The sequence below is a fragment of the Mesorhizobium ciceri biovar biserrulae genome, assembly GCF_001618845.1.
In the GTDB taxonomy this organism is placed as follows: domain Bacteria; phylum Pseudomonadota; class Alphaproteobacteria; order Rhizobiales; family Rhizobiaceae; genus Mesorhizobium; species Mesorhizobium ciceri.
Genome location: NZ_CP015064.1, coordinates 2,278,172 through 2,290,215, shown reverse-complemented (window position 1 = coordinate 2,290,215; position 12,044 = coordinate 2,278,172). Strand labels below are relative to the sequence as shown.

Genomic DNA, 12,044 nt, shown 5'->3' with positions numbered 1-12,044 from the left:
CTGGGCTTTTAGCCGAAGCCACGGCAGGAATAAAGCGTCTCTCGTTCGATTCACCTACATCGTGAAATCGAAGCGGTAGGTGGTCGACACGCCGACCGTGAACTGGTTGCGGTCGCCACGCTCCTTGACCAGGCTGGAATCGGCCGCCGGTCCCATCAGGCGTGAATATTCGCCAAACAGGCTGGCGGTCATCGGCTCGGTCACCTTCCAGGTTATGGCGCCGCCAAGACCGGTCGATTTCAGCCCGCCACCGGGATGGTATTCGCTCAGGCCGGAGGCCACCGCTTCCTGCGCGTTGACGCCATAATAGGCGTCGAAATAGTTGCCAGAGGCGAAGGAAACACGCGGTCCTCCCGAAATCCTGACGGTCGGCGTCACGTCGTAAAAGGCATCGGCGGCGATGTCGGCGACAAAGCCGTTGTGGGCGCGAATGCCGTGGCGCAGCTCGGCGCGGGCGCGCAGCCAGTCCGTCGGATAGAATTCGAAGAAGCCGCCGACTTCGCCGCCCCAGCGCACCGGATCGAGGCCCTTCAGTTCATCGGCGTTGTCGTCGTCGCGGGAAAACAGGAACTTGCCGGTCAGGCCGGCGCGGACACCGCCATCGTCGACCAGCGCCAACGAGATGTTGTCGTTGCGCGAGACAAAGCGTGCCGCCGGTCCGGCCTTGCCCAATGAGATGATGGGTTGGGCGCTCAGCATGTATTTCCTGCCGCCCTCGAAATTGGGCGCGACCAGGCCGGTGGCGCCAACGGTCAGATACCAGTCGCCGGACAGCCAGCTGCCCTCGCCCGCATTGGCAGCGCCCACTCCACCCAGCACCGCAGCGGCCAACACAAGAGAGATTCTTCCGACCGGACTCATGGCCACTCCACTAACACGACACACACGATTACCGATGACAGCTTTGACGGCCGTTTGGTAAAATTTGATTTAAACCCGAGACATACGCTCGCGCTTTGCCGCGATCCCCCTGCCGGTCATCGACTGGACGTTGGCCCGCGCCCGGATTACCTTCCATCCGCAGTATTCCGCAGCCCTCGATGGAGACCGCGACAATGACCCTGCATGGCGACGCCCTGAAAATCGCGATCGAACAGACACGAACAAAATGGGGATGGTTTGTCGCGCTCGGTGTGCTGCTGCTCATCTTCGGCGGCATTGCCTTCGCCAACCTGTTCGTCGCCACGGTGGCTTCCGTCTACGTCGTGGGATGGCTGATGCTGATGGCGGGCATCATCGAGATCGTGCACGCGTTCGGCGTCAAGACCTGGAGCCGCTTCTTCTACTGGCTGCTCAGCGGACTGCTGTACGCCGTTGCCGGCTTCTTCGCTTTCGGCAATCCGCTGCTTGCCTCGGCGGTGCTGACGTTCCTGCTGGCGATTGCGCTCGTCGCGTCAGGGGTGCTCAGGGCTTGGGTCGGCTACAGCCATCGGCCGGAACGCGGCTGGGGCTGGATCGTCGCCGCCGGTGTCATCACCGCGCTTGCAGGCCTGATCATCGCCATGGGCTGGCCGGTCAACAGCCTGTGGGTGCTCGGTCTGTTCCTGGCGATCGATCTGATCTTCCAGGGCTGGACCTTCATCGCCGTTGGCCTGGCACTGAAGAAGTAGCTTAAAATGCCATCGCAGCGTCGAGGTCGGAGAGCGGCCTGACGCCGGCAAGCAGCGCGCGTGCCTCGGCTTCATCGCGCTTCATCTGCGCGACCAGCGCGTCGAGCCCCTCGAACTTCACCTCCGGACGCAGGAAACCGAAGAAGGAAACCTGACAAACCTCGCCATAGAGGTCGCCGGAGAAATCGAAGACAAAGGTTTCCAGCAGCGGCGCGCCATTGTCGTCGACTGTCGGGCGGCGGCCAAAGCTGGCGACGCCGTCGTGAAGCGTGCCGTCGGCGCGGCGGAAGCGGACGGCATAAATCCCTTCTTTCAGAGTCGCTTCGGGCGAAAGCCTCATGTTGGCAGTCGGAAAGCCAAGGGTGCGGCCGAGCTGCTGTCCGCCGACCACCTCGCTTTCGACGGTGAACCGGTAGCCGAGCAGACCGGCGGCTTCAGCCACCTCACCCTCGCCCAGCAATCCGCGGATGCGGCTGGACGACACCACCTCGGCGCCCTCGTCCCGGAACGCGTCGACGAGCGTGACGCCGAAGCCGTGACGCTCGCCGGCCGCCATCAGGTAGGCCGGGCCGCCCTGACGATCCTTGCCGAAATGGAAGTCGAACCCGGTCACGGCGTGAGTAATGCCGAGGTTCGTCTCCAGCACATCCGTCACGAACGCTTCCGCCGACAGCGAGGCGAAGTCGCGCGTGAACGGTTGTTCGACCAGTGCGGCAAAGCCCAGCAGCGACAGCAGCCGCGCCTTCATCGGCGGCGGCGTCAGCACGAACAACGGGATATCAGGCCTGAAGATCTTGCGCGGATGCGGTTCGAATGTCAGCACCAGGGCCGGCACGCCGCGTCGTCCTGCCTCGGCCGAGGCTCGCTCGAGCACCGCCTGATGGCCGCGATGGACGCCATCGAAATTGCCGATCGCCACGACGCCGCCGCGCAGGTCGGCGGGAAGCGGCGCGGTTGCCAGGATGCGCTGGAAGGCTGCCATCGTCACCTACCGAAGTCTGGGAATGACGGCCACCGGACCATAGCCATGCTTTTCCAGGAAGGCCGCCAATCTTGCCGGATCCGGTTGCAGGGCATCGCCATAGTCGCGGGCATGGATACCGCCGGAGACATAAAGAACATCGAAGCCATTGTCGGCGGCGCCCTTCACATCGGTCATCATGCCGTCGCCGATGGCCAGCACCTGGCCGCGCTCGACCGGCTGGCCAAGAATCTCGGCAACCTCCTTCATCGCGAGATTGTAGATCGGCGCGTAAGGTTTTCCAGCGATCAATGTGCGGCCGCCGAGCTGGGCATAGTCACGCGCCAGCGCGCCGGCACACCAGATGATGCGTTCGCCACGTTCGACCACGATGTCGGGATTTGCGCAGATGAAAGGCAGGTTCCTGGCGCGCAGCCGCCGCAGGAGCTCCGCGTAATCCTCGGGCTTCTCGACCTCGTCGTCGAACAGGCCGGTGCAGACGACGCCGGACGCCTCGAACTCCTCGACAAGCTCGACGTCGAGACCTTCATAGAGGGTGAAGTCGCGGTCGGCGCCGATATGGAAAATCTTGCGCGGCCCTTCGGCGATCAGATCCCGGGTCACGTCGCCTGAGGTAACCACCCGGTCGTAGGCTGACGGTGGAACACCGATCGCGTTCATCTGCGCTACGACATCGGCACTTCTGCGCGGCGAATTGGTGATCAGGACGACGGGGATTTTCGCCTCTCGAGCCCTTGCCAATGCGGAGGCTGCCACAGGGAAATGCGTTTCGCCATTATGGACCACCCCCCAGACGTCGCACAGGATTGCCGAATAGGCCTTCGACACGTCTTCGAGCGAGCCGATGATTTCAGGCGAATCCGCCATGCCGTTTCCTTCAGTCATGATCGTTGCGACCGCCACGACAGACGGTTCGCCGCAGCCGGTTCGGATTAGCCGAACCATTCCGGCCTGTCACCAGCTTTCGCCAGGCACGATTGGTTAGCGGTTGGTGAAGTGCTGACCCGGCAATAGAGCGATTTGCCAAACCCGGCCTTCAGCGTTTTGTGGAAAGCTGGCGTCGATCGAGAATCCGCCGGCGGGGGCCGCTCCAAGACATGCATGGACTTTGGCGTCAGTTCTGCCGCGACCAACGCGGCAACTATGCTCTTATGACGGTCGTCGCGATGGTTCCGCTGATGGGCGCCCTGGCAATGGCCGTCGACTTCACCGAGATGAGCCGCGAAAAACAGGCGGTTTCGAACGCGCTCGATGCCGCAAACTTCGCCACGGCGCGCCGGCTGACGGAGGGTGCCACCGACGACCAGTTGCGGGCCTATGCGCTCGACTTCTTCAATGCCAACCTCAACAAGATCAATCCCGCCAATACGACGCTCACCGTTACCTTGCCAAGCAACACCACCGGCGGCGGCTTGCTCAAGATGACCGCGCGGCTGGACTACAAGCCCTATTTCTATCCGGTCTTCGGCCAGCTCGTCGGCAAATCCGAAACCGACGCCAACCAGAGGATCAGCTTCAACATCACCTCGGAAGTGCGGCTGAAGAACACTCTTGAAGTCGCCCTGGTACTCGACAATTCCGGGTCGATGACTAAGACCGGAACGGGCTCGGGGCAAACGCGCATCGACCTTCTCAAGACCGCGGCAAAACAGCTGGTCGACACGCTGGCCCAGCAGGCGGCGATGATCAAGCAGGTCGACAGGCCGGTGCAGTTCGGCCTCGTGCCGTTTGCCGCCTCGGTCAATGTCGGGCCCGGCAACGGCAATGCGCCCTGGGTGGATACCGAAGGCCTGTCGCCGGTATCGAACGAGAATTTCGACTGGTCGACGCTGAACGCAGCCGACAAATACGCCCAGCAGACCAACGGCATCTGGTACAAGCGCGGCACCGGATGGGGAACCGACGAAGGCCAGATGCTGACCCGGTTTTCGCTCTATCGCGACATGAAGGTCGTCACCAACCATGAGCGTGTCGTCAACAGCAAGCGCGTGGTGTGCGACGAATACAACCCGAACAACACCTGCAAACGCGACCACGACGAATACGACTACATCGACACCTATGGCCCGTTCGCCAGTTGGCAGGGCTGCGTCGAGGCCAGGCCTTATCCCTACAATGTCAACGACGCGGCGCCTTCCGGCGGCTCGGCGAACACCGGCATAGGGGTCGGCGATCCGGCGACGATGTTTGTGCCGATGTTCGCCCCGGACGAACCCGGCAACCATTGGAGGCTCACCCAGGATCCCGACGAGGCCGCGCCGACGACCTATGGCGCCATCAACAGCTGGTGGAATGACGACCCGACGAGCAGCACCGGCCAATCCCGGCTGCGCAACATGTCCAAATATTTCCAACCGAGGCCGATCAATGCGCCGGCGCTGGCCGCCGGCAACGGGCCGAACTACAGCTGCTCCACCAACCCGATCACGCCGCTGACCGATGTCAGCGTTACCACTGGGCTTACCGCGATCAAGGCCGCGATCGACCTGATGAAGCCCGATGGCGGCACCAATGTTCCCGAAGGCATGGCCTGGGGTTGGCGGGTGGTTTCGAGCGGCGAGCCGTTCACGCAAGGCCGCCCGGAAACCGAGAGAGGCAACGACAAGGTCGTCATCGTGCTGACCGACGGCGCCAATACCTACTACACGCCGTCCTCGCTCAGCCATTCCGACCCCGCCGATTCGAAATCGACCTATGCGTCCTTTGGCTATCTCAACCCAGGCTACAACGGCACTTCGGTGGGCCGCCTGTTCATGGGCACATCGAGCGCCATTGGCCAGTTCGACTATTCGAACGGCAACTACACCAATGCGCTCAACGAGCAGATGGCGACGCTTTGCAACAACGCCAAGGCAGCCAATATCATGGTGATGACGGTGGCGCTCGACCTGTCGACGACCAAAACCGCCGATCAGCAGGCGATCGAGGCGCTGAAATCCTGCTCGTCGAACTCGCGCTTCCGCAAGGATCCAACGGACGCGAGCAAGCCGGCAAAACTGTTCTGGAATGCCACCGGCGCCAGCTTGTCGAACGATTTCAAGGAAATCGGCAACGAATTGTCGAACCTGCGCATCGTCGGCTGATCCTCAGGCATCGGGGGCTGGCTGGAACAACGGCTGACGCCGCCATGCACTTGCGCGCGCCTCCCGGGACAGGCACATCTTGGCCGCCTGCCGGATCGCGCGTCCATTCGCGGCGCGCTGGGGAAGAACAGATGCCCGAAACAGCCAATCATCTCGCCTTCGCGCTGGTCTGCCTCGGCATGGTGCTGACGCCTGGCCCCAACATGATCTATTTGATCTCGCGTTCCCTGTCGCAGGGGCCGAAGGCGGGGCTCATCTCGCTTGGCGGCGTGGCGCTTGGCTTTGTCTTCTATGTGCTGGCGGCGGCATTCGGCATCACCGCGCTGCTGCTCGCCGTGCCCTTCGCCTATGATGCGCTGCGCTTTGCCGGCGTGCTCTATCTCCTGTGGCTGGCCTGGCAGGCGGTGAAGCCGGGCGGACGCTCGCCATTCGAAGTGCGCGAATTGCCGAGGGACCGGCCGCGCAAGCTTTTCGCCATGGGCCTGATGACCAATCTGCTCAATCCGAAGGTGGCCGTGCTCTATCTGTCGCTGTTGCCGCAGTTCATCAGCCCCGGCAAGGGTCACGTCCTGTCGCAGCTCCTGGTGCTCGGCGCGACACAGATCTCGATCAGCCTCAGCGTCAATGCCGTCATCGCGGTAACGGCCGGTTCAATCGCCACCTTTCTCGCCGGACGGCCCTTGTGGCTGGTCATCCAGCGCTGGATGATGGGAACCGTGCTGGCGGCTCTTGCGCTAAAGATGGCGACAGACGCGCAGCGCTGAGAGTGCAAACCGGCGGTCGCCGCTGTCAGCCGCCGAAGACTTCTTTCAGGAATGCATGAGAGGCAAGGATGGATTGCTCGGCAGTATTGTACTGACCATAGGCCTCGATGCCGGTCTTCAATCCTGCGGAGTCAAATCCGTGACGAGCACCCGGGTAGACGTCAAGCTGCACAGAGCTTCCCTTGCCGCTGCGCTGCGTCATCATCTCCTGGCAATTTTTGGCGGGGGTCCGATCGTCCAGCTCGCCGATCAGGATCAAGGTCGGGACCGCCATGTCGCCATTCGTTGCCGAACAATCCGGATAGTAGGCGATCGCAGCCTTGAATTTGCGCTCCATAAGCCGCTCGTCTCCACCAGACTGCAAGGCCTCGAGCGTTGCGTTCCCGCCAGCGGAGAACCCCATCAACGCAATGCGCCGCGGGTCGACAAAACTGTATTTTGATAGGTATTCCAGAGCGCCGTAGGCGTCATATACGCGATCAACAGGGTGGAGGCCATCACAGGTCTCCTTAATGCCGCGGGTGCTGAAGCTGTCGACGACGAGGACGACGTAACCCCAGGAAGACAGTCGCTCGGACCAGGTTTTCCTTACACTTCGGGGCAAACCTGAACATCCGTGCAGAACCACGACAGCCGGGAACGGCCCCTCACCCGGCGGACGCGTTAAATACCCCTGCAGCGGCGTGCCGGGAACGGCCCTCGGGACGTTGCCGCCCGCTTGCGCAATGCGCTTCTGAAATGGCGTTGGCTCCGAAGCCGCGCTTTCAAACTGCACCGGCTGGTCAGCGCGCGCTGGCGCGGCATGCAGGTAGCTACCGATACAAAGGCAGGTCAGACAGACGACCTTGTTGGGCAGTCTCGGCAGGGTGAAGGCCATGGGTGCCTGCTTCGTTACATCGGCCGTCTTATCTGCTGTGCCCGCTCCGGCTCGACCACCTTGCGGTAGAGATGCCAGGTGGCATGGCCGAGCACCGGCATGACGACGGCGAGCCCGGCAAACAGCGGGATCGAACCGATCACCAGAAGCACGGCGACCAGCAAGCCCCACAGCGCCATTTGCAGCGGGTTGGCCATCACCGCCCGGGCCGAGGTCTCGATGGCTGAGACGGCGCCGACGTCGCGGTCGAGCAGCAGCGGGAAGGCAACCACAGTGGTGGCCAGCACGATTACGGCAAAGACAAAGCCCGCGGCATTACCGGCAAGGATCAGCGTCCAGCCCTTACTGGTGGTCAGCACGTCGCGGATGAAGCCGCCGATCGAGGCCGGCGGCTGGTCTCCGAACAGGCCAGTGTAGATCGATTGCGCGGTGTAGAGCCACAACAGGAACAGCGCCACCAGCATGACGCCGATGACGGCGATCGACGGGATCGCGGACGAGCGCCGGACATCAAACGCGTGCCGCCAGGAGGTGTTCATGCCGAGCTCGCGCCGGCGGCTGATCTCGTAAAGACCGAGCGCCGCAAACGGCCCGACCAGCGCGAAACCCGACATCAGGGGATAGATGAGCTGGATGGCATTGGCGCCGGACGTCCACTGCGTCAGGATCAGGCCGACGATGGGATAGATCAGGCATAGGAACACGTAGTGCGATGGTTTTGCCCAGAAATCCTCGAACCCGAGACGCAACGCATCCCAAAGGTCCGACGTGGCGATGCGGCGCACCGCCGGCTGCACATGCATTCCACGTGCGTCCGCCATGACATGAAAGCCGGCCATAACCTTCCTCCCGTGTGTCGGGGCGGTCACCGCCTGGATGGCCGCCAGAGCTGCCACTTCAAGATCGAGAAGCATGATAGCAGAGTTGGCGGCGATTGTCGCCGGGTCAATGGCCTGGGGAGCAACTCCTCGTTGTGTTCAACTCTCCGTATGGCCTCTCATATGGCGTACCTTGGCAGACCTTCGTTTTGGCCAATCATTGTGCTGCATTTTAGCATTTACGCATTTTAGCATTTACTTAAATTACTCGTAGGGATCCCTGGCGTATCACCTGAGCTTTACGAGTTTCGGCGAGGGACTATGTTCGCATTGAAAGCCTTCTGGTCTTCGGAGCGCGGCAACTTTGCCATAACGACCGCCTTCGCTATGCTGCCAATAATGATTGGTTTGGCCGGCGCCGTCGATCTGATCGGCACGAGCCATGACGCCTCGCAACTCCAGAACTCGCTGGACGCGGCTGGGCTCGCCATCGGCACGAAGTTCTCTCCCGATATGGCGGCTGGCGATGTCCAGCAGCTTGGGCTGCAGTTCTTCGCCGCCAATATGAGCGCGGCCGACCAGCAGGAATATTTGGGCAGCGTCTCCGCTTTCGCGGCAACGGCAAGCGGCAGTCCAAGCGCCTACTTTATCTCGCTGTCGTCCAGCATAAGCCGCCCAAGCTTCATCAGCGCCTCGGCCCCCTGGCAGGCCTACCGCTCGGCCTCGGTCAAGATAAAACCTGGCGCACAGGCCTGCGTGCTGGCGCTCGATCCGCATGCGTCCGCCGCCGTGAACCTGCAGGGCTCGACCAACGTCTCGATGGACAATTGCGTGATCGCGGCGAACTCGGACGCGTCGGATTCCGTCAACAGGGGTGGTTCCGCACTGGTTTCGGCCGGCTGTGTCTCAACCGTCGGTGGCACCAGCGGGCTGTTGCCACCCAGCGCCAGTCTCGCCTGCGGAACGCCGCACGAACATAGGTACGCGTCCTTTGATCCATTGGCCGACGTCGTTCCTCCCCCTTACACATTGTGTTTGCCTGTCCCGAACGGCAAAACCTACACGCTGTCGCCCGGCACTTATTGCGACAAGACATTATCGGGGAACATCACGCTTAATCCGGGCGTCTACATCATGCGCGGCACCACCATAAAGCCAGGGGGAAACGGCAGCCTGACTGGCCAGGGCGTGACCATTTTCCTCATGGAAAGCGCTCAGATCTACATAAATGCCAATGAGAAGGTGAACCTTTCCCCGCCCACCAGCGGCCCTTATGCTGGCATCACCATTTTCCAGGATCACGGCAACACGTCTGCCCTGACATTGAATGGTGGCGCAAATTCCGTGCTCAGCGGTTTCATCTACGCGCCGGACGCGCCCATTTCCTACGCCGGCAACTCTGATATGAGCGCCCAGGGCGACTGTCTCAGGCTTGTCGGCAATACGATACAGATGACCGGGAACTCTTCCGTCAAGTCGGACTGCGCGGCGGCGCTTGGAAATCGCACAATGTATGCCGATCGGATGATCACTCTGGTGAAATGAGAGACAACCTGACGTGCGGCGGCGCCAGCGGTAGCGTTGAGAAAAATGGCGGTAACGCACGGCCGGATCGGTTTCGATGCGAGGCGCAATCCGGCCAGCCTGGGATAGGCAGCGCCGTCGATCGCCTGGTGAAATTCCGCCCAGCATGCCACGCCGATCAGCGTTATACCGGCCAGCGTCAGTCTGTCGCCCCCTCTTCGATTTTCGCCGCCCTGCCCGGCAAAAGCCATGATCGCCATTATCTCAGGGGCATGACCATAGCGAAAATCGAAACCCACCCGATCCCGAAGCTGAACAGGCGCATGGTGCTGACCGGCCTCGCAGCCCTGGCGGGGCTCGCCGCCTGCAGCACCGTTTCACTGCCAACCGGTGAAGGCGCCGGGGTCTCCTCCTCCGCCACCAGCACGCTGGCCAGCATCCGCGCCTCGGCCGGGCTCGCGCCGCTGGTCCCCGACCGGCAGCTCGAACAGGCCGCCCTGCAGCAGGCAGGCTACATGGCGCAGCGCCGCCGCATGAGCCACACCACCGGCTGGGGCAAGGATTTCGCCTCGCGCGTCAGGGACAATCGAATTTCCGGTGCCGCGGCGGAGAACATCGCCGAGGGTCGTTTCGACCTCGAGAAGCTGTTCGACATCTGGGTGCATTCACCAGGCCATCGCCGCAACATGCTCGACCCGCGCTTCACACGCTTCGGCCTTGCCTATGTGCGCGACGGCAGCGACAGCAAGCTCCGTTACTGGAGCCTCGTGCTCGGAAAATAGGAAAACGTGCCGGTTCGGTGCGCCACCCCCAAGACGATTTGATGGAAAGCTAGTCCATATGCGCCGCCGGCGCGCCGCCGGCTGGCGCCTGCTTCGGCTTGCGCAGCAGGAAAACAAACGGGATGGCAAGCAGCGTCATCACCATGAGTATTTTGAAGTCGTTGACGTAGGAGATCATCATGGCCTGGAGATTGACCATGCGATCGACCTGCGAGAGCGCCGTTGGGTCGCCGCCTGCGGCCGCCGGCGAGACAGCCCACAGATTGGGGTTGAACGGATTGATGAAGGCCGAAAGCTCGGCATGGTTGATCTGCGTGTTGCGCACCATCAACACCGTCACGACCGACACGCCGATCGACGAGCCAAGATTGCGCACCAGGCTGAACAGAGCCGTGGCATCGGTGCGGAAGCGCACGTCAAGCGTGGCGAAGGCGACGGTCGACAGCGGCACGAACACCATCCCCATGCCCAGGCCCTGGATGACGCCGGAGCTGATGATCAGCCAATTGTCCATCTGCGGGGTGAAGCTGGACATAGTGTAGAGCGACTGCGCGGTCAGCAGGAAGCCGATGACGACGAGGATCCTGGCGTCAATCCTGCTCATGAGCCGCCCGACGACGAGCATCGAGATCATGGTGCCGACGCCGCGTGGCCCCATGACGATGCCGATGGTGACGGTCGGATAGCCGAAGATGGTCGACAGCATCGGCGGCAGCAGCGACATGCTCGCCAGGATGAGCACACCCATGACGAAGATGAATGCCAGCCCGGTCACGAAATTGCGGTCGAGGAAGATCTTGGGATCGATGAAGGGGTGCTCGGCCGTCATGGTGTGAATGATGAACACCCAGAAGCCGGTGAGCGAAAGACCAAGTTCGATCCAGATCTCGACCGAGGAAAACCAGTCGACCTCGCCGCCGCGGTCGAGCAGCAGCTGAAGCGCGCCGACGCCGAGCGATATCATGGCGAAGCCGAAGAAATCGAAGCCGCGCACGCGCCGCGCGATAGCCGGCAAATAAGCGGCCATACCGAGAAAGGCGACGATGCCGACCGGCAGATTGATGAAGAACACCCAACGCCAGTTGAAATTCTCGGTCAGCCAGCCACCGAGTGTCGGGCCCAGAATCGGACCCAGCATGATGCCGGCGCCCCAGATGGCCATCGCCTGGCCATGGCGTTCCCTGGGATTGATGTCGAGCAGGAAGGTCTGCGACAGAGGCACGATCGCGGCGCCGAACACGCCTTGCATCAGCCGGAAGAACACCATGGTCTCCAGGCTCCAGGCGATGCCGCACAGCATCGAAAACACGGTGAAGCCGACCACCGCCGTCAGGAACAGTTCCTTGCGGCCGAAGCGATCGGCCAGCCAGCCGGTGACCGGCGTCATGATGGCGGCGGCAACGATGTAGGAGGTCAGCACCCAGTTGATGTTGTCAGGCGAGGCGCCGAGATCGCCGGTCATGGTCGGCAGCGCGACGTTGGCGATCGTCGTGTCGAGCGCCTGCATGATCGTCGCCAACATGAGCGCGACCGTGATCAGGCCGCGATGCGGCACTTCTTTGAAGGGTTCGGGCGTGCTCATGGCGTGGAACTTCCAGCAGGTA

At 62.3% G+C, this 12,044-nt stretch carries 11 protein-coding genes; 5 read left to right on the top strand and 6 right to left on the bottom strand.

Annotated elements, in window-relative coordinates; all coding sequences use genetic code 11:
• Nucleotides 1-54: 54 nt before the first annotated feature.
• The gene (locus A4R29_RS10360) at nt 55-861 is read right to left on the bottom strand and encodes a MipA/OmpV family protein (RefSeq protein ID WP_063171846.1); all 807 of its coding nucleotides are present in this window, start codon (nt 859-861) and stop codon (nt 55-57) included.
• 194 nt (nt 862-1,055) lie between these two features.
• Between A4R29_RS10360 and A4R29_RS10355 the strand changes: the two genes are divergently transcribed.
• A complete protein-coding gene (locus tag A4R29_RS10355; protein WP_013532362.1) occupies nt 1,056-1,610 on the top strand; it encodes an HdeD family acid-resistance protein in 555 nt (184 codons plus the stop codon).
• Nucleotide 1,611: 1 nt separating this feature from the next.
• Here A4R29_RS10355 and A4R29_RS10350 read toward each other — a convergent pair whose 3' ends face one another.
• Together A4R29_RS10350 and A4R29_RS10345 are read right to left on the bottom strand one after the other, a co-directional pair.
• Nucleotides 1,612-2,592 (bottom strand): bifunctional riboflavin kinase/FAD synthetase, encoded by a 981-nt coding sequence (locus tag A4R29_RS10350; protein WP_063171845.1) that lies wholly within the window; start codon nt 2,590-2,592, stop codon nt 1,612-1,614.
• Between the two features lie 6 nt (nt 2,593-2,598).
• Nucleotides 2,599-3,459, bottom strand: a complete 861-nt coding sequence (locus A4R29_RS10345; protein ID WP_063170199.1) for a TIGR01459 family HAD-type hydrolase — start codon at nt 3,457-3,459, stop codon at nt 2,599-2,601.
• 230 nt (nt 3,460-3,689) lie between these two features.
• Here A4R29_RS10345 and A4R29_RS10340 point away from each other — a divergent pair, with 230 nt between their 5' ends.
• Together A4R29_RS10340 and A4R29_RS10335 are read left to right on the top strand one after the other, a co-directional pair.
• A complete protein-coding gene (locus tag A4R29_RS10340; RefSeq protein WP_174564967.1) occupies nt 3,690-5,675 on the top strand; it encodes a TadE/TadG family type IV pilus assembly protein in 1,986 nt (661 codons plus the stop codon).
• 131 nt (nt 5,676-5,806) lie between these two features.
• The gene (locus A4R29_RS10335; RefSeq protein ID WP_063171843.1) at nt 5,807-6,439 is read left to right on the top strand and encodes a LysE family translocator; all 633 of its coding nucleotides are present in this window, start codon (nt 5,807-5,809) and stop codon (nt 6,437-6,439) included.
• 25 nt (nt 6,440-6,464) lie between these two features.
• On the opposite strand, the gene A4R29_RS10330 is transcribed toward A4R29_RS10335, so the two are convergent.
• Together A4R29_RS10330 and A4R29_RS10325 are read right to left on the bottom strand one after the other, a co-directional pair.
• Nucleotides 6,465-7,316: a dienelactone hydrolase family protein gene (locus A4R29_RS10330; RefSeq protein ID WP_063171842.1), complete on the bottom strand. Its 852-nt coding sequence runs from the start codon at nt 7,314-7,316 to the stop codon at nt 6,465-6,467.
• A 14-nt stretch (nt 7,317-7,330) separates the two neighbouring features.
• Nucleotides 7,331-8,155 (bottom strand): DUF2189 domain-containing protein, encoded by an 825-nt coding sequence (locus tag A4R29_RS10325; protein WP_063173641.1) that lies wholly within the window; start codon nt 8,153-8,155, stop codon nt 7,331-7,333.
• Between the two features lie 300 nt (nt 8,156-8,455).
• Between A4R29_RS10325 and A4R29_RS10320 the strand changes: the two genes are divergently transcribed.
• Complete coding sequence (locus A4R29_RS10320) at nt 8,456-9,679, top strand: TadE/TadG family type IV pilus assembly protein (RefSeq protein WP_027163217.1); 1,224 nt, start codon at nt 8,456-8,458, stop codon at nt 9,677-9,679.
• A gap of 251 nt (nt 9,680-9,930) precedes the next feature.
• Complete coding sequence (locus A4R29_RS10315) at nt 9,931-10,440, top strand: CAP domain-containing protein (RefSeq protein WP_032899511.1); 510 nt, start codon at nt 9,931-9,933, stop codon at nt 10,438-10,440.
• A gap of 49 nt (nt 10,441-10,489) precedes the next feature.
• Here the strand turns inward: A4R29_RS10315 and A4R29_RS10310 are convergent, their stop codons facing one another.
• The gene (locus tag A4R29_RS10310) at nt 10,490-12,022 is read right to left on the bottom strand and encodes a DHA2 family efflux MFS transporter permease subunit (protein ID WP_013532370.1); all 1,533 of its coding nucleotides are present in this window, start codon (nt 12,020-12,022) and stop codon (nt 10,490-10,492) included.
• Nucleotides 12,023-12,044: the final 22 nt, after the last annotated feature.

Bases quoted from the DNA above. Each gene is read 5' to 3' on its own strand.
- A4R29_RS10325 (WP_063173641.1), bottom strand. From the start codon at position 8,155: ATGGCCGGCTTTCATGTCATGGCGGACGCACGTGGAATGCATGTGCAG.
- A4R29_RS10350 (WP_063171845.1), bottom strand. From the start codon at position 2,592: ATGGCAGCCTTCCAGCGCATCCTGGCAACCGCGCCGCTTCCCGCCGAC.
- A4R29_RS10320 (WP_027163217.1), top strand. From the start codon at position 8,456: ATGTTCGCATTGAAAGCCTTCTGGTCTTCGGAGCGCGGCAACTTTGCC.
- A4R29_RS10335 (WP_063171843.1), top strand. From the start codon at position 5,807: ATGCCCGAAACAGCCAATCATCTCGCCTTCGCGCTGGTCTGCCTCGGC.
- A4R29_RS10310 (WP_013532370.1), bottom strand. From the start codon at position 12,022: ATGAGCACGCCCGAACCCTTCAAAGAAGTGCCGCATCGCGGCCTGATC.
- A4R29_RS10360 (WP_063171846.1), bottom strand. From the start codon at position 861: ATGAGTCCGGTCGGAAGAATCTCTCTTGTGTTGGCCGCTGCGGTGCTG.
- A4R29_RS10355 (WP_013532362.1), top strand. From the start codon at position 1,056: ATGACCCTGCATGGCGACGCCCTGAAAATCGCGATCGAACAGACACGA.
- A4R29_RS10340 (WP_174564967.1), top strand. From the start codon at position 3,690: ATGCATGGACTTTGGCGTCAGTTCTGCCGCGACCAACGCGGCAACTAT.
- A4R29_RS10345 (WP_063170199.1), bottom strand. From the start codon at position 3,459: ATGGCGGATTCGCCTGAAATCATCGGCTCGCTCGAAGACGTGTCGAAG.
- A4R29_RS10315 (WP_032899511.1), top strand. From the start codon at position 9,931: ATGACCATAGCGAAAATCGAAACCCACCCGATCCCGAAGCTGAACAGG.
- A4R29_RS10330 (WP_063171842.1), bottom strand. From the start codon at position 7,316: ATGGCCTTCACCCTGCCGAGACTGCCCAACAAGGTCGTCTGTCTGACC.